The following is an 18491-nucleotide window of genomic DNA, read 5'->3' as shown; positions in this document are numbered from 1 at the left end:
GGTATAGCCAATGGCAGCAGAGGGCACCGATGGAACATCGTTCAAATGGTTTCACGTTGCTGGAATTGCTGGTGGGGATTGCGATCTTTCTGGCCCTGATCACCCTGGCTGTACCGGCGTTTACGCGTTCGGCGCAAATCACCAGGGCCGATACCGAGATCGGTGATCTGCGACGAGTCCTGAACTTCGCGCGACTGGAGGCAATCAATCGCGGCGTGACCACTCGCGTGCGCCCAACAATGGATGGCAGCGTATGGACCGGGGAGTTGTCGGTGTATGACGGTATCGGCACGCCGGCGAATGTATTGCGGGTTGTGCCGGCAATGAGCAGTGACGCGACTCTGACGCTAACCTCGGGTGTGTCGGCCATCGATTTCAACAATCTGGGAGGGCTGGCATCACCGTCCACCGCGGTGGTGATCAGTTATGTATTGGGCAGGCAAAACAGGACGCTGAACCTGTGTTTGAACGGACGAATTCTATTGGGTGGAAGTTGCGGATGAGGCAATGGAGCAAAGCTGCACAGGAGGGCATGACGCTGATCGAAGTCCTGGTTGCCTTGTTGATTCTGAGTGTGGGTCTGTTGGGGGCGGCGGCATTGCAATTGAATGCGCTCAAGTACACGGACAGTGCGCGCATGACCAGCCAGGCCAGTTTTATCGCCTACGACATGATGGACCGCATTCGCGCCAACGCTGCTGCCGACTACACCATTACGCCACCGGCCTCGGGCAATCTGAACGTCGCCCGGGACCAGGATCTCTACGATTTCACCCGCAACATCATCAGTTTTGGCGGCGCCACTGCGACCGGCAACATCAGCCTCAATCAGGGCGTGTATACCATCACCATTAACTGGGACGACTCGCGGGCCGCCAACAACGCCGATTCCCGTCGCAGCTTCGTTCTGAGCAGCCGAGCCACTGTCGACCCGGTGGTCACGCCATGAAGGGATCCAGTCGAGGGTTCGGTCTGATCGAATTGCTCATCGCCCTGGCGTTGAGCCTGGTTGTGGTGTTGGGTGTGGTGCAGGTGTTCATCGCCGCCAAAAACACCTACGTCAGTCAGAACGCCGCCGCAGCCATGCAGGAAGATGCGCGTTTCGTGCTGAGCAAAATGATTCAGGAAATCCGTATGGTCGGCATGTTCGGCTGTCTGGAGACCATTACCGCGGACAGTTCGGCGGGTGATTTCAATGCCAGCCGGATAACACCGATCAGCTGGGACAATGCCAGCCAAAGCCTGACGCTGGTCACGGCGGATGTCGGCAGTAACGGTGGAACGCCGACATGGACCGTGGTCTCCGATTGTCGGACCAGTGCGAAGGCTTACAGCGAGTCGCGTTCGCCTGGTCCAGGCCAACTGGCATTTCCGATCCGGCGCATAGCCTATGGCTTGAGAAATGATCAGCTGACGATTGCCGTTGGCAGTGGCGCACAGCGCCGACAGACGCTGGTGGATAACGTCAAAGCCTTCGACGTGAGCTTCGGCATTGCCAGCTCGGCTACTGATATCGCCGCGTCCAGCTATAGCAGCAATCCATCTGATCCGGCGCGCATTCGCAGCGTGCGGCTGAGCCTGACGCTCTTCGATCCTCACCATCGGGTGAGCGATCAAACCTTCAACGTGGTTGCCGCTCTGCGCAATCGCTTGCCATGAAGGGAAGGGCGATGATTTTTTCATCCGTGATTTCTTATCGCCAGCGTGGCATGGCGTTGCTGGTCAGTCTGGTATTCCTGTTGTTGCTGACGCTGATAGGTGTCTCTTCGATGCAGAACGCCACCTTGCAGGAAAAAATGGCCGGTAGCGTGAGCTTGCGCAATCAGTCGTTTCAAGGCGCCGAGGCTGCCTTGCGAGTGGGCGAGAGTGCGGTTCGGCGGGACAGTTATGCGCTGCCGATTTGCAGCGGTGGCCTTCAATGCGCGCCACCGGCCGAGTCGTCGACCATTACTTCTGCGGGTTTCAACGCCAACTCCGGAGTGATGTGGGTGGCGTCGGGAAAGGGCTTTTATGGCGTGCAAAACATCGGCGTCACCCGCGACGCCGTGAATGTGCCGATCAATACACAGGCAACCTTGTATCGGATAACGGCGGTAGGCATCGCGGGGTATTCTCGCAGTGTGGTGGAGAGTATCTATGCCAAGTACTGAGCGACTTGCCAGGTTCTCGCCGCTGCTGTGCGGTGTCATCGTAGCGCTGAACCTGTCGGTGCCGGCCCAGGCCATCACGCTGCCGGATTCACCGGCACTGGACCGGCGAACCTGTCTGGCCAATGGCAACTGGTACGGTTTCTATCGCAACAATCATGGCCTGATACCCGTCTGCCTCAAGCTACCTGAGGCGATCAGCGCTAAGATGCTCGACAGCAACGACGATGGCGTGGTCGACAGCAACGATAGGCTTTCGGACGGCGTGACCTTCATTGGAGAGAATTCGACCCCGGACGCCGACGGCAGTGACGCGGCTGCGCACGAATCCACTGGCGACGACACCCCAGGGATGGAAAAATCCGCCGGCGGCAGCCGCCGCATCATGTGGCGACAAATACAGTAAGTGAGAGTTGAGGCATGCACAGATCCAACCGCGGTTTTACCCTGATCGAAATCATGATCGTGATTGCGATCATCGGGATTGTCATGACCATTGCTGCCCCGAGTTTCACCGAATACCTGAACAAGGGCCGCCGGACCGAAATAGCCAGTCTGCTGACCGAGCAGACACAAATCCTTGAGCGTTTCTATTCGCAAAAGAATGTCTACACCGATGCCACCGGTCTGAGCGCCGGCAACGACTACTACACCATTATCCCGACCCTGACTGATCAGACTTTCCTGCTGACCGCGGTGCGCAAGCCTGGTACGAGCATGGCTGCGGACAAGTGCGGAGATTTCACTATGACCAATACCGGTGTCCATGGCATGGTCAACGCCACGGCCGGCCTGACCACCAAGGATTGCTGGGGTCGCTGAGTTTCCTTTTCGGACGCCCCTTTGCGTCCACTGTCTATTTATCGGTTGGATCAGAACATGAGCACGCAACAGCAAGTGGTGATTGTCGGCGGCGGGGTAATCGGTCTGCTGACGGCATTCAATCTCGCGTCCGAAGTGCAGAGCGTTGTGCTGCTGGACCGCTCGAACGTGGGCCAGGAATCATCCTGGGCAGGCGGCGGGATCGTTTCTCCGCTTTATCCTTGGCGTTATAGCCCGGCGGTCACGGCACTGGCCCATTGGTCCCAGGATTTTTATCCGCAGTTGGGTGAGCGCCTGTTTGCTGCCACCGGGGTTGATCCCGAGGTGCATATCACCGGTCTGTACTGGCTGGATCTGGATGACGAGGCCGAGGCGCTGGCCTGGGCTGCGCGGGAGAACCGTCCGTTACGGGTCGTGGATATCTCGGCGGCGCACGATGCGGTACCGGTGCTCGGTGGTGGTTTCTCACGGGCGATCTACATGGCCGATGTGGCCAACGTGCGCAATCCACGCCTGGTGAAGTCGCTCAGGGCGGCGTTGCTGGCGCTGCCGAACGTGACGATCCACGAGCAATGCGAAGTCAGCGGGTTTATCCGTGAAGGCGATACAGTCGTTGGCGTGCATACCTCGACAGGGAGTGTCCATGCGGATCAAGTGGTCCTGACGGCGGGCGCCTGGAGCGGCGACTTGCTCAAGGGCCTCGGACTGGCGTTGCCGGTCGAGCCAGTAAAGGGTCAGATGATTCTCTACAAGTGCGCGGCTGACTTTCTGCCGAGCATGGTGCTGGCCAAGGGGCGTTACGCGATTCCGCGGCGCGACGGGCACATTCTGGTTGGCAGCACCCTGGAACATGAAGGCTACGACAAGACGCCGACTGAATCGGCCCTCGAGAGCCTCAAGGCGTCGGCGGTGGAGCTGATTCCAGCGTTGGCGGATGCTGAAGTGGTGGGGCATTGGGCCGGATTACGCCCAGGTTCGCCGGAGGGTATTCCTTACATTGGTCGGGTGCCGGGTTTTGAGGGGTTGTGGCTCAACTGCGGGCACTACCGTAACGGGCTGGTACTGGCACCGGCGTCGTGTCAGTTGTTTGCTGATGTGATGCTGGGGCGTGAGCCGATTATTGATCCTGTCCCCTATGCGCCGACCGGGCGGATCTGAGGCCAGTACAAGAGCCGCTCAATCCAGGCCGAATTTCTTCAATCGGTAGCGCATCGACCGAAACGATAAATTCAACCGCTGAGCTGCTGCCGTGCGGTTCCAGCGGGTTTCTTCCAGGGCCTGGAGAATGAGCTGGCGCTCGACGTTTTCCAGGTACGCTTCCAGGTTGTCGATCTGTGTCAGGTCGCGCAAGCCCGCTTCAGCGGCGCAGTTGCCCTCGGCCAGGCGCAGGTCGCTGGCCTCGATCTGTTTGTTTTCGCACAGGGTGTGGGCTCGTTCGAGCATGTTTTCAAGTTCGCGCACATTGCCTGGAAAGCGGTAGTTTTTCAGCGCGTCGAGGGCTTGCGGGTGGAGTTTTGCCGCCGGTTGCCCGGTGTCGGCGGCCAGGCGCATGAGCACATGGCTGGCAAGTGGTTCTATGTCGTCGCGGCGCTCGCGCAGGGGCGGAACCCGCAGTTCAATGACATTCAAGCGATAGTACAAATCCTGCCGAAAGCGTTCGGCAGCGACTTCGGCAGAGAGATCCTTGTGGGTGGCGCAGAGGATGCGCACATCGACCATCTCTTCCTGTTGCCCGCCGACGCTGCGTACGGCTTTCTCCTGAATCGCGCGTAGCAGTTTGACCTGCATCGGCAACGGCAGATCAGCCACTTCGTCGAGGAACAGGGTGCCGCCGTGGGCCGCCTGGAACAGTCCGGGTTTGTCTTCAATGGCACCGCTGAAGCTGCCTTTGCGATGGCCGAAAAACTCGCTCTCCATCAGTTCCGATGGAATCGCCCCACAGTTGACTGGCACAAAGGGGCGGTGGCCCCGCGGTCCTCGCTCATGGATCAGGCGCGCGACCAATTCCTTGCCGCTGCCTGACTCGCCGCTGATGTACACCGGCGCCTGGCTGCGCGCCAGTTTGTCGATCTGCTTGCGCAGGTCGCGCATGGGCAACGAATCGCCCAGCAGGCGACGATCGATGGCATTGCCGGGAACAGCAAGCAGCAAGGCGCTGGTGACCAGTTCCCGCAGGCGGCCAAGGTCCACCGGTTTGCTCAGGAAGTCGAAGGCGCCGGCCTTCAGTGCATTGATCGCCGTTTCGACATTGCCGAAGGCGGTGATCATGGCCACCGGAACTTGCGGGTAACGTTGCTGGATGTGCTGCACCAGCTCAAGACCGGTACCGTCCGGCAAACGCATGTCGGTCAGGCACAGGTCGAACGTTTCGCGCTTGAGCAGACCCAGGGCCTCGCCAACATTGCGGGCGCCGCAGGTGTGGAGTTTCATCCGTCCCAGGGTAATTTCAAGGAGTTCGCGGATGTCCGGTTCGTCGTCGACGATCAGGACTTTTTGCCGTGGTCTCTTGTTCAACCTTGTTTCCGTCCGTGAGCAAAGGTAATGCGAAAGCAGCCGCCCTCCTGGCGTGGCTTGAAGTCCAGGCGGGCCTGATTGCTTTCGCACAGCTCACGGGACAGGTAGAGACCCAGGCCAGTGCCATTCTGACGGGTGGTGAAGAAGGGTTCGAACAGGTGTGCTTGATCATCCGAGGGCACGCCAGGACCGTCATCGACAATTTCCAGGATCGGCAACTGGCTATTTGGATCGATGAACAATTCAAGCCAGACCTGCGCCTGCTCGCGGTGCAAGCCACTGTGGCGCCAGGCGTTGCCCACCAGGTTGTCGAGAACCTGCCGCAATTGGTCGGGATCCATCAGCGTCTTGAAGTCCGCGCCAGTGATGTGCAAGTGAATCTGCTGACGCCCGGTTGCTGCCTCGCGGGTTTCGCCCACGAACCGTTCCAGCCACGGCATCAAGTCGAGCCGTTGCGGTAGAGTTTGCTGGCGGCGGGACAGTTGCAGGACGTTTTCAATTACCCGATTCATTCGCTCAGAGTGGTCTTGAATAATCTGCGTCAGACGCCGATCCCCGCTGTTCAGTTCCTCCGATTCTTGCAATAGCTGCGCAGCATGACTGATGGCGCCCAGCGGGTTGCGGATTTCATGGGCGATGCCGGCGGTCAGGCGACCAAGGGCGACCAGCTTCAATTGTTGTGCCTGCTGCGTGATCTGGGCGAGATCTTCGAGAAAGACCAGGGTCCGGCGGTTCGGGCCGGTGTCCAGGGCGATGAAGCTTGGGCGCAGCTCCAGACCGCTGTTGGTGATCTTCACGCTGTGGGGGCGCAGCGTCGGATTGTTGCGCCAAATGTCCAGGCGCTCGACCAGGGAAGGGCAGTGCTCGTCAATCAGATGGCCCTCCAGACCCTCGCAACCGAACAGTGCCAAGGCGCTGTGGTTGGCAAGCTGTACCCGTCTGTGCTCGTCGAGCACCAGAATTCCGGTGCGCATGCGTTGCAGGATCAGTGCATTGAGGGTTTCCAGGCCGATGACTTCACTGGCTCTTTGTTCGGCGAGGTTTTCGCTGAATTCCAGGCGTCGGGTGAGTCCTTGCACGAACAAGGCCGCTGCAAAGCACAGGGTGCCGAGGATGCCGACCTGCGCGTAATCGCTGGGGCTGGCGGGATGGCTGAAGCTCAGCAGGATACTCAAGCCGACGATGCCGAGCGCACCGACCGCCGCGATCAGCAAGCCGATTCGCTCTCGCAACAGGGTGTTGCTGATGGCCACGGACACGATCAACAGGTTGCCAATGGCACTGGCCACACCGCCCGCGGCATAGAACAGAGCGCACAGCAGCAGGACGTCAACCAACGCCAGGCTGAACAATTGCGCCGGACGACGGGTGTTCTCGAAGAACACCACCAGCAGAATGTTCAGTATCAGGTACAGCCAGCTGCCGCCGCGCAGCAACGCGTCGTGGCTGGACGTCAGCAACTGATTGTCCATGTCGCTGGAAATCAACAGCACCAGGATGATGCCGACGCTCAAACGGTAGAGGTGATACAGGCGCAGCAGTCGCTGGGCCCGGTTGCTGCCGGTATGGGGTGCCTCAGCGGTCACTGGAACCGGGGCCTTGCTCCAGGTGAGCCTGGCTGCAGTACCACTTTTGTTGAAGGCTTAGCGCCCGGTCGCGGGGCAGGTGCACGCCGCAATGGGCGCAGCGGACCATGGGAGCCGCTTCCAGCTCGGCAGGGGACTTGGGAGAGGACGCCTGGCGCTTGTTCTTGCGCCAGAACCATATCGCCGCAACTATCAGGGCGATCCAGAATAATTTACCAAGCATGGTGAGCTGCTTTTTTGTTGATGAGCCGGCAGTTTAGCCCGGTACATCACGGGCGCACAGCGTAATGCTCTGCACAAAAAACGGCGTAATAAAAAAGGGAGACTCGAGAGTCTCCCTTTTGGCCCTGGCGGGGTGTCAGTCGAACACGCCGAAGGTCATGTAGCTGAACCACGAACGGTCGCTGTTGTTGCCTTCGGCTTCGTGATTCTGTTCTTTGATCACATCGTCACTGGAATCTTTAGGCTTGAGTTCGCTCGGAATCGCATCCTTGGCGTCCTGGAACTGCTTCTGCACGTCTTGGTTGGCGCGGGTTTCTCCCGGTGGCAGCGGAGGGCGGGACTCGATCAGGCCCAAGGTCGCCTTGCTCAACCACGAACGGTTGTCAGCTTCGGCTACCGACGGCACGAACTGGCCGTCGACCAGGCTAGGATGGTTCGGGTAGTTGAGCTTCAAGGTTTCGAGACTGGTGGCGGCCAGCTCATCCAGGTGCAGGCGCTGGTAGGCTTCGGTCATCACTGCCAGGCCGTCGCCGACCGAAGGCGTTTCCTGGAAGTTTTCCACCACGTAACGGCCACGGTTCGCGGCGGCCACATAGGCCTGACGGGTCAGGTAGTAGTTGGCCACGTGAATTTCATAGGCCGCCAGCAGGTTGCGCAGGTAGATCATGCGCTGCTTGGCATCCGGTGCGTAACGGCTGTTCGGGAAGCGGCTGGTCAGCTGGGCGAACTCGTTGTAGGAGTCGCGGGCGGCGCCCGGGTCACGCTTGGTCATGTCCAGGGGCAGGAAGCGTGCCAGCAGGCCGACGTCCTGGTCGAAAGAAGTCAGGCCCTTGAGGTAGTAGGCGTAATCGACGTTCGGATGTTGTGGGTGCAGGCGAATGAAACGCTCGGCGGCGGCTTTGGCAGCCTCTGGCTCGCTGTTCTTGTAGTTGGCGTAGATGAGCTCGAGTTGAGCCTGATCGGCATAACGACCGAACGGATAACGCGATTCCAGAGCCTTCAGCTTGGCAGTGGCGCTGGTGTAGCTATTGTTGTCCAGATCGGCCTGGGCCTGTTGGTACAACTCGACTTCACTCAGGTTTTCGTCTACGACTTCCTTCGATGAGCAAGCAGCGGTCAATGCGAGGATGGCGATCAGCAGCAGGTGTTTCACTTGCATGGCGGCTTGCGTCCCTATGACGGCCGCTGTCTTGGGCGTGGCCGTCCTGTTATGATGAGCGCCCCGTTGAATAGCCTCGGGGCAAAAGACGCCGTATTTAACCACAAGCGCGCAGCCGAAACCAAAGGCTGTGCCGACGCCTAGTCTGAGCATGTCCGATAAAATTGAACTTCGCGCAGAGGTGCCGTCCGAATTGGGCGGCCAACGCCTCGATCAAGTCGCCGCACAATTATTCGCTGAGCACTCGCGCTCGCGCCTTTCCGCCTGGATCAAAGACGGCCGCCTGACTGTGGATGGGGCGGTTATCCGCCCGCGAGACATCGTTCACGGCGGCGCCATTCTTGAACTCACTGCCGAGCAGGAAGCTCAGGGCGAATGGGTCGCTCAAGACATTGCCCTGGATATCGTCTATGAAGACGACGACATCCTGGTGATCAACAAGCCTGCGGGCCTGGTGGTGCACCCGGCAGCCGGTCACGCCGATGGCACCTTGCTCAACGCCTTGCTGCACCATGTGCCGGACATTATCAATGTGCCGCGCGCCGGTATCGTGCACCGTCTGGACAAGGACACCACCGGTCTGATGGTGGTGGCCAAGACCATTCAGGCGCAAACGCAACTGGTGACTCAGTTGCAGAGCCGCAGTGTCAGCCGGATCTACGAGTGCATCGTGATTGGCGTGGTGACGGCTGGCGGCAAGATCAATGCGCCGATCGGTCGTCATGGTCAGCAGCGCCAGCGCATGGCGGTGATGGAAGGGGGCAAGCAAGCCGTCAGCCATTACCGTGTGCTCGAGCGTTTCCGCTCCCACACTCACGTGCGGGTGAAGCTGGAAACCGGTCGTACGCACCAGATTCGCGTGCACATGGCGCACATCAACTTCCCGTTGGTCGGAGATCCTGCCTACGGCGGTCGTTTCCGTATTCCACCGGCAGCCAACCCGACGATGGTCGAATCCTTGAAAAACTTCCCGCGTCAGGCGCTGCATGCGCGCTTCCTGGAGCTGGATCATCCGACCACCGGTCAACGCATGAGCTGGGAATCGCCATTGCCGGAAGATTTCGTCTGGTTGCTGACCCTGCTCAAGCAAGACCGCGAGGCGTTCATCGGATGAGTGACTGGCTGATTCCTGACTGGCCCGCGCCGGCCGGGGTCAAGGCCTGTGTGACCACCCGTGCGGGCGGCGTCAGTCAGGCGCCGTTCGACAGCCTCAACCTTGGCGATCACGTTGACGACAGTCCTGAAGCTGTCGCCGAAAATCGCCGTCGCCTCACCGATCATTTCTCCATTCAACCGGCCTGGCTGCAACAGGTCCACGGCATTGTCGTGGCCCATGCCGACCCGAGCCAGGTGGTCACTGCCGACGCCAGTTGGACGGCGACGCCCGGCATCGCTTGCGCGGCCATGACTGCCGACTGCCTGCCAGCGTTGTTTTGCGACCGCGCCGGCACTCGCGTCGCGGCGGCCCATGCCGGTTGGCGCGGGTTGGCGGCTGGCGTGCTGGAAGCCACTCTCGACAGCCTGGACGTGCCACCCGCCGACGTATTGGTATGGCTCGGCCCGGCCATCGGCCCGCAAGCCTTCGAAGTCGGCCCGGAAGTGCGCGAAACCTTCGTTCAGCAATTGCCGCAAGCAGCGGATGCTTTCGTGCCAAGCGTAAACGCCGGCAAATTCATGGCCGACATCTATAGGTTGGCGCGTTTGCGTTTGGCAGCCCGCGGTGTCACCGCCGTTTATGGTGGCGGTTTCTGCACCGTGACCGATCAACGCTTCTTTTCTTATCGCCGTGCGTCCCGCACCGGCCGGTTTGCCTCCCTTATCTGGCTGTAGTGCCCTGAATAAAGAGTGCTGTTACTCGTAAGGCAGGGCACCACGCTAGACTTGTCTGATCTGCATCAACATCACGACGCTTGAATCTCCCAGAATCGACCGCATCTATTGTGCTATCTGGCAGGTTTCTTCATTCAGGATGTTTTATAGGTCCGGCCTGCTCAAAAGGAAGGTGACCCATGCGTATAGACCGTTTAACCAGCAAATTGCAGTTAGCCTTGTCCGACGCCCAATCCCTGGCCGTCGGTCTCGACCATCCGGCCATTGAACCGGCGCACTTGATGCAGGCCCTGCTTGAGCAGCAGGGTGGTTCGATCAAACCTCTGTTGATGCAAACAGGCTTCGACATCAACAGCCTGCGTAAAGAGCTGACCAAAGAGCTCGACCAGCTGCCGAAAATCCAGAACCCGACCGGCGACGTCAACATGTCGCAGGATCTGGCGCGCCTGCTCAATCAGGCCGATCGGCTGGCCCAGCAGAAGGGCGACCAGTTCATCTCCAGCGAGCTGGTGCTGCTTGCTGCCATGGACGAGAACAGCAAGCTCGGCAAATTGTTGCTCGGCCAGGGCGTGAGCAAGAAAGCCCTGGAAAATGCGATCAACAACCTGCGCGGTGGCGAGGCGGTCAATGATCCTAACCACGAAGAGTCGCGTCAGGCGCTGGATAAGTACACGGTCGACCTGACCAAGCGCGCCGAAGAGGGCAAGCTGGATCCGGTGATTGGCCGTGACGACGAAATTCGCCGGACCATTCAGGTGCTGCAACGCCGCACCAAGAACAATCCGGTATTGATCGGTGAGCCTGGGGTCGGCAAGACCGCCATCGCTGAAGGTCTGGCCCAGCGCATCATCAACGGCGAAGTGCCGGACGGCCTCAAGGGCAAGCGCCTGCTGTCCCTGGACATGGGGGCGTTGATTGCCGGCGCCAAGTATCGCGGCGAATTCGAAGAACGCCTGAAGTCCCTGCTCAATGAACTGTCGAAGCAGGAAGGTCAGATCATTCTGTTCATCGACGAATTGCACACCATGGTCGGCGCCGGCAAGGGCGAAGGTTCGATGGACGCGGGCAACATGCTCAAGCCGGCATTGGCTCGCGGTGAACTGCATTGCGTCGGCGCAACCACACTCAATGAGTACCGCCAATATATAGAGAAGGACGCCGCCCTCGAGCGACGCTTCCAGAAAGTGTTGGTGGACGAGCCGAGTGAAGAAGACACCATCGCGATCCTGCGGGGCCTGAAAGAGCGTTACGAGGTTCACCACAAGGTGGCGATCACCGACGGTGCGATTATCGCGGCGGCCAAGCTCAGCCACCGCTATATCACTGACCGCCAGTTGCCGGACAAGGCCATCGACCTGATCGATGAAGCCGCCAGCCGCATCCGCATGGAGATCGACTCCAAGCCGGAAGTGCTGGACCGCCTGGAACGTCGCTTGATTCAGTTGAAGGTGGAATCCCAGGCGCTGAAGAAAGAAAGCGATGACGCGGCGAAGAAACGTCTGGAAAAACTCCAGGAAGAAATCGTTCGCCTTGAGCGTGAGTACTCGGATCTCGAAGAAATCTGGAACTCGGAAAAGGCCGAGGTTCAGGGCTCTGCGCAGATTCAGCAAAAAATCGAACAGTCCCGTCAGGAACTGGAAACCGCGCGCCGCAAAGGCGACCTGAACCGCATGGCCGAGTTGCAGTACGGGGTGATCCCGGACCTGGAGCGCAGTCTGCAGATGGTCGACCAGCATGGCAAAAGCGAAAACCAGTTGCTGCGCAGCAAGGTGACTGAAGAAGAGATCGCGGAAGTCGTGTCGAAATGGACCGGGATTCCTGTGTCGAAAATGCTCGAAGGCGAGCGCGACAAGCTGATGAAGATGGAAAGCCTGTTGCACCAGCGCGTGATCGGCCAGGACGAAGCGGTGGTCGCGGTCTCCAACGCGGTGCGGCGTTCCCGTGCCGGTTTGGCCGACCCGAATCGCCCGAGTGGTTCGTTCATGTTCCTCGGCCCGACCGGTGTCGGTAAAACCGAGCTGTGCAAGGCACTGGCGGAGTTCCTCTTTGATACTGAAGAGGCGATGGTGCGCATTGATATGTCCGAGTTCATGGAGAAGCATTCCGTGGCTCGCCTGATCGGTGCTCCACCGGGCTACGTAGGCTATGAGGAGGGCGGTTACCTGACCGAGGCGGTGCGTCGCAAGCCTTATTCGGTGATCCTGCTGGACGAGGTCGAGAAGGCGCATCCGGATGTGTTCAACATCTTGCTGCAAGTGCTCGAGGATGGGCGGTTGACTGACAGCCATGGCCGCACGGTGGATTTTAAAAATACCGTGATTGTCATGACGTCCAACCTGGGCTCGGTGCAGATCCAGGAATTGGTCGGTGATCGCGAGGCCCAGCGTGCAGCGGTAATGGACGCGATTTCCTCGCACTTCCGGCCGGAGTTCATCAACCGGGTCGACGAAGTGGTGATCTTCGAGCCTTTGGCGCGGGATCAGATTGCCGGCATTACCGAGATCCAGTTGGGGCGTCTGCGCAGTCGCCTGACCGAGCGGGAACTGAAGCTGGAACTCAGCCCTGAGGCCATGGATAAGCTGATCGCGGTAGGCTACGACCCGGTTTATGGCGCTCGCCCGCTGAAACGAGCGATCCAGCGCTGGATCGAAAACCCGCTGGCTCAGTTGATTCTGTCGGGTCGTTTCATGCCCGGCGACACTGCCAAGGGCGTTGTGGAGAACGACGAAATCGTCTTCGTTTGATCCACTGCAGGAGCGAGCCAGCTCGCGATGGTCGTTAACGATAACGCGTGTTATCTGGCTAAACGCAGCGCTCAAGAGTTCTTCGCGAGCAAGCTGGCTTCTACAAAAACGCGTAACTGAACAGGAGGCCTCGCATTGCGAGGCCTTTTTTTCGTTAGGCTGTTGAACTTAAAGGAAAAGGCTTGTAAAGTGCGCCCCGCAGTCAGTCACCCGCCAGGGTTTCCGCTCCCCAAGCAGGAATCCAAAATAAGTTGCAAATCATTAACTTGAAAGCAATTTAGGGGGTTGACAGAGGTGCTGAAGATTGTAGAATAGCGCGCCTCAGACACACGAACGCAGCGATGCGAACGAGTCGAAGAGAACGCAGTAAAGCTTCACCGTTGTAAATTGAAATATGTAGTTCCGTGATAGCTCAGTCGGTAGAGCAAATGACTGTTAATCATTGGGTCCCAGGTTCGAGTCCTGGTCACGGAGCCAATTTCAAACCGGGGTATAGCGCAGTCCGGTAGCGCGCCTGCTTTGGGAGCAGGATGTCAGGAGTTCGAATCCCCTTACCCCGACCATTTTTGGGTCGTTAGCTCAGTTGGTAGAGCAGTTGGCTTTTAACCAATTGGTCGTAGGTTCGAATCCCACACGACCCACCATTTTTGAAACCAGTTAAGTCTGGGATCAAATCTTAAGATCAGACGCCAAAAGCTCTGTTCGCAGAAGGCGCCTTTCAAAGGTGCCTTTTTTTTACCGGGGTATAGCGCAGTCCGGTAGCGCGCCTGCTTTGGGAGCAGGATGTCAGGAGTTCGAATCCCCTTACCCCGACCATACTAAAAATCCTCGTATCGAAAGATACGGGGATTTTTTTTTGCCTGCGAAAAAGCATTTCGTTTCAAGTCATCGTACAACTTGCCGATAACGAGCTGTCGGGGCACAGCCCCCGCTCAAGCCAACAACAAGAAAGGCGCTCGTTATGTTTCTTCGACAGTTGAATATTGCCCCACGTGCTGCGTTGGGTTTCGCCTTGATTGCGGTGCTGGTGGCGCTGCTCGGAATATTTGCGCTGGGGCAAATGTCGAGCATCCGCGAGAGTGAGGTGGCGGTGGAGAAACAGTGGCTGCCGAGTATTCGTGGTGGCGACGAGATCCGCGAGATCATGCTGCGCATCCGCACGATTTCCCTGCGCATGGCCCTGGATCAGGACCCGAAGAACATTGCGCAATACCGCAGCCAAATGGATACCCGCGACAAGGAACTGAGCGAAAAGATTGCCGCCTACGACAAGCTGGTCACCACGTCTGAAGGCAAGGCGCTGTACGAGCAGTTCAAAAATACCTTTGCGGCCTATCGCGCTGGCATTGCCCAGTCGTTCACCCTGGCTGAACAGGGGCGTCGTGACGAATTGACCAAACTGTTGCTGGTGGACATGAAGACTGTGGTCGACGGTTCCGGCAAGCAACTCAGTGATCTGGCTGAACTGTTTACCAGACAAGTCGCGGCGGAAAGCGACAAGTCCAAAGATCACTACGAAACCTCACGCACCATTGTGAGTGTGTTCATCGCCCTGGCGGCATTGGCCACGGTTGGCCTGGCCATGTTGCTGACCCGTAGCATCGTGCGCCCCCTGAGTGACGCTGTGAACGCTGCAGAGCATGTGGCGCAGGGCGATCTGACCCGGCCGATCGAAACCCATGGCAATGACGAAGTCAGTCGTTTGCTCAAAGCGTTGGCGACCATGCAGCAAAACCTGCGGGACACCCTGCAGGGTATCAGCGGATCGGCCACGCAATTGGCCACGGCCGCCGATGAGTTGAGTGCCGTGACCCTCGATAGCACCCAGGGCCTGCAACAGCAGAACAACGAGATTGAGCAAGCGGCTACGGCGGTCAATGAAATGACCATTGCTGTTGAAGAGGTTGCGCGCAACGCGGTCTCCACGTCCGATGCCACCCGCCAGTCCAGTGAGTCGGCGCATCAAGGGCAAGAGAGAGTCAGCGAAACCGCCAGTGCGATCAGTGCACTGGCCGACGACGTGCAGAGTACCGGTGCGCTGGTGCAATCGCTGGCCAATCAATCCCAGGATATCGGCAAGGTGCTGGATGTGATTCGCGCCATCGCCGAACAAACCAACTTGCTGGCGCTCAACGCGGCCATTGAAGCCGCACGCGCGGGCGAGAGCGGTCGCGGGTTTGCGGTGGTGGCCGATGAAGTGCGCGCGTTGGCCTATCGCACGCAGCAATCGACCCAGGAAATCGAACAGATGGTGCAGGGCATGCGCAATGGTTCGAGCCTGGCCCTGGAGGCCATGAACGCCAGCGCCTCCCGTGCCGCCAGCACGCTGGTGCTGGCCGAGAGGGCAGGTGAAGCGCTGCAAACCATCACGGCGTCGGTGCATCAGATTCACGAGCGAAACCTGGTGATCGCCAGTGCGGCCGAGGAGCAGGCCCAAGTGGCGCGTGAGGTCGATCGCAATCTGGTGAATATCCGTGACCTGTCTGTGCGTTCGGCTGCCGGGGCCGATCAGACCAGCGCATCGAGCCATGAACTGTCGCAGTTGGCGAATGCCCTGCAGGGGATGGTGCGGCGCTTCCGGGTGTAATGTTCCCGGAAAAAATGTGGGAGCGAGCCTGCTCGCGAAAGCGGTATGACATTCAGCGCATTAGTTGAATGTTAAACCGTCATCGCGAGCAGGCTCACTCCCACAGTGGTTGTGCGGTATCAGTGCAACTTGAGCCGTGGCTCGGTGCCGCGTCCGATCTTGCTGCCCAGCATCAGCATTGCCGTGCGGAACGGCCCGTACAGCGCCATCTGGTGCATGCGGTACAGCGACACGTAAAACATCCGCGCCAGCCATCCTTCAAGCATCACGCTGCCGGTGAGATTGCCCATCAAGTTACCCACCGCAGAAAACCGCGACAGCGAGATCAGCGAGCCGTAATCGGTGTACTTGTACTCAGGCAATGCCTTGCCTTCAATCCGCAGTTTCAGCGACTTGGCCAGCAGCGACGCCTGTTGATGCGCAGCTTGCGCGCGCGGCGGCACGTTGCGGTCGGTGCCCGGTTGCGGGCAGGCCGCGCAGTCACCGAAGGCGAAGATATTCTCGTCACGGGTGGTTTGCAGGGTCGGCAACACTTGCAGTTGATTGATGCGGTTGGTTTCCAGGCCGTCGATGTCCTTGAGGAAGCCCGGTGCACGAATGCCGGCGGCCCAGACTTTCAGGCTGGCGTTGATGACTTTGCCATCGACGGTGATCAGGCTGTCCGCCGTCACTTCGCTGACCGCAGCGTTGGTCATGACATTGACCCCGAGCTTCTCGAGGGTTTTATGCACAGGCCCGCCAATTCGCTCTGGCAGCGCCGGCAGAACCCGTGGCCCGGCCTCGATCAGGGTGATGTGCATGTTTTCCGGCTTGATCCGGTCCAGGCCATAGGCCGCCAGTTCGTGGGCCGCATTGTGCAGTTCGGCGGCCAGTTCGACCCCGGTGGCACCGGCGCCGACGATGGCAACGCTGATCTGTTCGACCTTGTCGGTCTGCCCGGCATGCGCGCGCAGGTAGTGGTTGAGCAACTGCTGGTGGAAGCGCTCGGCCTGTTTGCGGGTGTCGAGGAACAGGCAATGCTGGGCCGCGCCCTGAGTGCCGAAATCGTTGGTCGTGCTGCCGACGGAAATCACCAGCGAGTCGTAAGCCACCTCCCGCGCCGGAACCAGCTCCAGGCCGGCTTCGTCATAAGTGGCGGCCAGCTGGATTTTCTTCTGTGTGCGATCGAGCCCGCTCATGCGCCCCAACTGGAACTCGAAGTGGTTCCATTTTGCCTGGGCAACATAATTGAGTTCGTCTTCGGAAGAATTCAGGGAACCGGCCGCCACTTCGTGCAGCAGCGGTTTCCAGATGTGGGTCAGATTCGCGTCGACCAGCATTACACTGGCGATGCCGCGTTTACCCAGAGTCTTACCCAGACGGGTAGCCAACTCCAGACCGCCGGCGCCGCCGCCAACGATGACAATACGATGAGTCATGGGGATATCTCGCAAGGCTAAAGGAAATCAGTGCAGTCAACCGAGCGAGCGCGAAGCGGCTCATAGCGTCAGGTAACTGATAAGTCGGCTCAACAAGCCCAGACCAATGGTCACGGCCAACACCAGCACAAGGAGCATCCACGGCCGGAAGGGCCGGCGCTCGACTCGGTGCTGGGACAGATGCAGGTACTCTTCGACATGCTTCTGGTCGTCGGGGTTCAGGCGGCTGGTCATATCGGGCCTCGTCAGGGGTAGACGTTGCTGAGTGTGTAGAGGTTACAGATTGATTTAACGAACGTTGAACGGAGCATAGCCGCTGTCCGGAATCGGCTCGACGCTCACCGTGTCGTCCAGGCGAATGATTCCACTTTGTAACACTCGGGCAGTGATTCCGCCATGTCCGCGAACGGCCTGAAAGGTCCCGGGGCCGAGGCTGTTTTGCAGGCGTGCGCAAGGCTGGCACCAGCCAGTGGTTTCGAAAATGGCCTGGCCGATTTTGAAGCGACGCCCCTTGAGGCTGAACAGGTTGATGCCGCTGATAACCAGATTGCGCCGTAACTCACCAGGCAACACCGGTTTGTCAGGCGGACGGCCCATCAGCGAGCTGATCACCGCCAGATGCTCCCATTGAATCAACGTCACTTGCCGTGCATTGCGTACACCCGGCCGGGCTCGATCACCGGTCAAGCCAGCCTCCAGTCGCGCTTCCACGGCCTCCAGTTCGATCATCCGCACGTGAGGTTGTGGGCGCACGCCAATCCAGCGTACGCGACCGATTTGCGGGACTTCGGCGATCAGTTCCTGCAATGGGCTCACAGACTGATCCCGACGTCGAAAACAATGCTGCGCCCCAGGTTGCTGCGCAGGAAATCCGGAGCATCGGGATGCGCAAACAGTACCCGGGCGAAAGTCGGCCCCACCAGTGACAGTGAGCGCCAGCCTTGGCGCAAGTATTCGGTGGGCGGCGGGAAATGGCTGTTGAGGTCCAGCACTTCGCGCTTGAGGCTGGCAAAGGCGATGATGTCCAGTTCGCCCAGATCCATGCCGCGTTCTTTGTAGTTGTGCGCTTTTTTGCGCAAGGTCGGCGCCAGTCGCAGCAAGAATTCGTTGGCCGGGATGCGCCGCGGCTTGGCCTCGCGCCGTACCAGCTGGCTCAGGGAGAACGCGCTGCGTCGACGTTGCAGCTCATCGCGCCATTCGTCGTTGAGACGCCGGCCTTCGTCGAGAACGAAGAACACCTCGAAACTGGCATCGCGAAACAACACGTCCGGCGGCTCGCCGGCCGGGGCGAATTCGTCGGCACGATAAGAAATGTTCAAGCCTTGCAGCAGGCGCTGGCAGACCCAACGCTCCCGCTCCCATTTGCGGGCATTGGACAGGAACGCGTTGGCTTGCTCGGCCGCGATGGTCAGCAGGCGTAAGTAATCTGAGTCATCCATAGGCCCAAGCTTAGCGTTCAATT

19 protein-coding genes, 4 tRNA genes and 1 pseudogene are annotated in these 18491 nt (G+C 59.4%); 16 read left to right on the top strand and 8 right to left on the bottom strand.

Annotated features, from left to right (window positions below; all coding sequences use genetic code 11):
• The first annotated feature begins 29 nt into the window (after positions 1-29).
• The 7 genes from ACVWYU_RS10155 to thiO are packed head-to-tail and all read left to right on the top strand — an operon-like array spanning position 30 to position 4127.
• Entirely contained in the window at positions 30-503 is a 474-nt protein-coding gene (locus ACVWYU_RS10155; RefSeq protein ID WP_090325271.1) for a GspH/FimT family pseudopilin, read from the top strand.
• Positions 500-949 carry a type IV pilus modification protein PilV gene (pilV, locus tag ACVWYU_RS10150; protein ID WP_390957305.1) on the top strand — a complete coding sequence of 150 codons (450 nt, stop codon included), beginning with the start codon at positions 500-502 and terminating at the stop codon, positions 947-949. The genes ACVWYU_RS10155 and pilV overlap by 4 nt, the downstream gene beginning before the upstream one ends.
• Positions 946-1659, top strand: coding sequence for a prepilin-type N-terminal cleavage/methylation domain-containing protein (locus tag ACVWYU_RS10145; RefSeq protein ID WP_457372628.1), 714 nt, complete (start codon positions 946-948; stop codon positions 1657-1659). The genes pilV and ACVWYU_RS10145 overlap by 4 nt, the downstream gene beginning before the upstream one ends.
• 11 nt (positions 1660-1670) lie before the next feature.
• Positions 1671-2150, top strand: a complete 480-nt coding sequence (locus tag ACVWYU_RS10140; protein WP_457372627.1) for a pilus assembly PilX family protein — start codon at positions 1671-1673, stop codon at positions 2148-2150.
• The gene (locus tag ACVWYU_RS10135) at positions 2137-2553 is read left to right on the top strand and encodes a hypothetical protein (protein ID WP_457372626.1); all 417 of its coding nucleotides are present in this window, start codon (positions 2137-2139) and stop codon (positions 2551-2553) included. The genes ACVWYU_RS10140 and ACVWYU_RS10135 overlap by 14 nt, the downstream gene beginning before the upstream one ends.
• A 14-nt stretch (positions 2554-2567) precedes the next feature.
• On the top strand, positions 2568-2969 hold the full coding sequence (locus ACVWYU_RS10130; RefSeq protein WP_457372625.1) for a type IV pilin protein: 402 nt from the start codon (positions 2568-2570) through the stop codon (positions 2967-2969).
• Between the two features lie 57 nt (positions 2970-3026).
• Positions 3027-4127 (top strand): glycine oxidase ThiO, encoded by a 1101-nt coding sequence (gene thiO / locus ACVWYU_RS10125; protein WP_457372624.1) that lies wholly within the window; start codon positions 3027-3029, stop codon positions 4125-4127.
• A gap of 18 nt (positions 4128-4145) precedes the next feature.
• Here the strand turns inward: thiO and ACVWYU_RS10120 are convergent, their stop codons facing one another.
• The 4 genes from ACVWYU_RS10120 to ACVWYU_RS10105 all read right to left on the bottom strand — a co-directional run bounded on the left by ACVWYU_RS10120 (position 4146) and on the right by ACVWYU_RS10105 (position 8450).
• Positions 4146-5483, bottom strand: coding sequence for a sigma-54-dependent transcriptional regulator (locus ACVWYU_RS10120; RefSeq protein WP_457372623.1), 1338 nt, complete (start codon positions 5481-5483; stop codon positions 4146-4148).
• Positions 5480-7069, bottom strand: coding sequence for an ATP-binding protein (locus tag ACVWYU_RS10115; protein ID WP_457372622.1), 1590 nt, complete (start codon positions 7067-7069; stop codon positions 5480-5482). The genes ACVWYU_RS10120 and ACVWYU_RS10115 overlap by 4 nt, the downstream gene beginning before the upstream one ends.
• On the bottom strand, positions 7059-7292 hold the full coding sequence (locus ACVWYU_RS10110; protein ID WP_090325254.1) for a PP0621 family protein: 234 nt from the start codon (positions 7290-7292) through the stop codon (positions 7059-7061). Before ACVWYU_RS10110 ends, ACVWYU_RS10115 begins: the two co-directional genes overlap by 11 nt.
• 135 nt (positions 7293-7427) lie before the next feature.
• The gene (locus ACVWYU_RS10105; RefSeq protein ID WP_390957298.1) at positions 7428-8450 is read right to left on the bottom strand and encodes an outer membrane protein assembly factor BamD; all 1023 of its coding nucleotides are present in this window, start codon (positions 8448-8450) and stop codon (positions 7428-7430) included.
• A gap of 151 nt (positions 8451-8601) precedes the next feature.
• Here ACVWYU_RS10105 and rluD point away from each other — a divergent pair, with 151 nt between their 5' ends.
• The 9 genes and pseudogenes from rluD (at position 8602) to ACVWYU_RS10060 (ending at position 15611) form a co-directional block, all read left to right on the top strand.
• Entirely contained in the window at positions 8602-9564 is a 963-nt protein-coding gene (gene rluD, locus ACVWYU_RS10100; protein WP_090325250.1) for a 23S rRNA pseudouridine(1911/1915/1917) synthase RluD, read from the top strand.
• Positions 9561-10280, top strand: a complete 720-nt coding sequence (gene pgeF, locus ACVWYU_RS10095; protein ID WP_090325248.1) for a peptidoglycan editing factor PgeF — start codon at positions 9561-9563, stop codon at positions 10278-10280. Before rluD ends, pgeF begins: the two co-directional genes overlap by 4 nt.
• 179 nt (positions 10281-10459) lie before the next feature.
• Positions 10460-13024, top strand: a complete 2565-nt coding sequence (clpB, locus tag ACVWYU_RS10090) for an ATP-dependent chaperone ClpB (RefSeq protein ID WP_090325246.1) — start codon at positions 10460-10462, stop codon at positions 13022-13024.
• A 401-nt stretch (positions 13025-13425) separates the two neighbouring features.
• Positions 13426-13501, top strand: a tRNA-Asn gene (locus ACVWYU_RS10085).
• 9 nt (positions 13502-13510) lie between these two features.
• Positions 13511-13587 (top strand) — tRNA-Pro (locus tag ACVWYU_RS10080).
• Positions 13588-13592: 5 nt separating this feature from the next.
• A tRNA-Lys gene (locus tag ACVWYU_RS10075) sits at positions 13593-13668 on the top strand.
• A gap of 95 nt (positions 13669-13763) precedes the next feature.
• Positions 13764-13840, top strand: a tRNA-Pro gene (locus ACVWYU_RS10070).
• Between the two features lie 145 nt (positions 13841-13985).
• Positions 13986-14756: pseudogene (locus ACVWYU_RS10065) on the top strand (MCP four helix bundle domain-containing protein); the annotation flags it as partial.
• On the top strand, positions 14748-15611 hold the full coding sequence (locus tag ACVWYU_RS10060; protein WP_457372711.1) for a methyl-accepting chemotaxis protein: 864 nt from the start codon (positions 14748-14750) through the stop codon (positions 15609-15611). The pseudogene ACVWYU_RS10065 and the gene ACVWYU_RS10060, both read left to right, overlap by 9 nt.
• 119 nt (positions 15612-15730) lie before the next feature.
• Here ACVWYU_RS10060 and ACVWYU_RS10055 read toward each other — a convergent pair whose 3' ends face one another.
• From ACVWYU_RS10055 to ACVWYU_RS10040, 4 genes are read right to left on the bottom strand one after another with little or no spacing between them, the layout of a single operon-like run.
• Positions 15731-17029 carry an NAD(P)/FAD-dependent oxidoreductase gene (locus tag ACVWYU_RS10055; RefSeq protein WP_247254691.1) on the bottom strand — a complete coding sequence of 433 codons (1299 nt, stop codon included), beginning with the start codon at positions 17027-17029 and terminating at the stop codon, positions 15731-15733.
• A 60-nt stretch (positions 17030-17089) separates the two neighbouring features.
• Positions 17090-17263: a DUF3094 family protein gene (locus ACVWYU_RS10050; RefSeq protein WP_047533382.1), complete on the bottom strand. Its 174-nt coding sequence runs from the start codon at positions 17261-17263 to the stop codon at positions 17090-17092.
• Positions 17264-17317: 54 nt separating this feature from the next.
• Entirely contained in the window at positions 17318-17845 is a 528-nt protein-coding gene (locus tag ACVWYU_RS10045) for an MOSC domain-containing protein (RefSeq protein ID WP_457372621.1), read from the bottom strand.
• Positions 17842-18468 (bottom strand): DUF1780 domain-containing protein, encoded by a 627-nt coding sequence (locus ACVWYU_RS10040; protein ID WP_090325235.1) that lies wholly within the window; start codon positions 18466-18468, stop codon positions 17842-17844. Before ACVWYU_RS10040 ends, ACVWYU_RS10045 begins: the two co-directional genes overlap by 4 nt.
• Positions 18469-18491: the final 23 nt, after the last annotated feature.

Source organism: Pseudomonas sp. TE12234, from assembly GCF_054061835.1.
The sequence above is the reverse complement of the archived record's forward strand: the minus strand, read 5'-3'. Positions and strand labels throughout refer to the sequence as shown.

What these genes read in the sequence shown, in the direction of transcription:
- ACVWYU_RS10155 (WP_090325271.1), top strand. Translation starts at nt 30, where the DNA reads ATGGAACATCGTTCAAATGGTTTCACGTTGCTGGAATTGCTGGTGGGG.
- pilV (WP_390957305.1), top strand. Translation starts at nt 500, where the DNA reads ATGAGGCAATGGAGCAAAGCTGCACAGGAGGGCATGACGCTGATCGAA.
- ACVWYU_RS10145 (WP_457372628.1), top strand. Translation starts at nt 946, where the DNA reads ATGAAGGGATCCAGTCGAGGGTTCGGTCTGATCGAATTGCTCATCGCC.
- ACVWYU_RS10140 (WP_457372627.1), top strand. Translation starts at nt 1,671, where the DNA reads ATGATTTTTTCATCCGTGATTTCTTATCGCCAGCGTGGCATGGCGTTG.
- ACVWYU_RS10135 (WP_457372626.1), top strand. Translation starts at nt 2,137, where the DNA reads ATGCCAAGTACTGAGCGACTTGCCAGGTTCTCGCCGCTGCTGTGCGGT.
- ACVWYU_RS10130 (WP_457372625.1), top strand. Translation starts at nt 2,568, where the DNA reads ATGCACAGATCCAACCGCGGTTTTACCCTGATCGAAATCATGATCGTG.
- thiO (WP_457372624.1), top strand. Translation starts at nt 3,027, where the DNA reads ATGAGCACGCAACAGCAAGTGGTGATTGTCGGCGGCGGGGTAATCGGT.
- ACVWYU_RS10110 (WP_090325254.1), bottom strand. Translation starts at nt 7,292, where the DNA reads ATGCTTGGTAAATTATTCTGGATCGCCCTGATAGTTGCGGCGATATGG.
- ACVWYU_RS10105 (WP_390957298.1), bottom strand. Translation starts at nt 8,450, where the DNA reads ATGCAAGTGAAACACCTGCTGCTGATCGCCATCCTCGCATTGACCGCT.
- rluD (WP_090325250.1), top strand. Translation starts at nt 8,602, where the DNA reads ATGTCCGATAAAATTGAACTTCGCGCAGAGGTGCCGTCCGAATTGGGC.
- pgeF (WP_090325248.1), top strand. Translation starts at nt 9,561, where the DNA reads ATGAGTGACTGGCTGATTCCTGACTGGCCCGCGCCGGCCGGGGTCAAG.
- clpB (WP_090325246.1), top strand. Translation starts at nt 10,460, where the DNA reads ATGCGTATAGACCGTTTAACCAGCAAATTGCAGTTAGCCTTGTCCGAC.
- ACVWYU_RS10060 (WP_457372711.1), top strand. Translation starts at nt 14,748, where the DNA reads ATGCAGCAAAACCTGCGGGACACCCTGCAGGGTATCAGCGGATCGGCC.
- ACVWYU_RS10055 (WP_247254691.1), bottom strand. Translation starts at nt 17,029, where the DNA reads ATGACTCATCGTATTGTCATCGTTGGCGGCGGCGCCGGCGGTCTGGAG.
- ACVWYU_RS10050 (WP_047533382.1), bottom strand. Translation starts at nt 17,263, where the DNA reads ATGACCAGCCGCCTGAACCCCGACGACCAGAAGCATGTCGAAGAGTAC.
- ACVWYU_RS10040 (WP_090325235.1), bottom strand. Translation starts at nt 18,468, where the DNA reads ATGGATGACTCAGATTACTTACGCCTGCTGACCATCGCGGCCGAGCAA.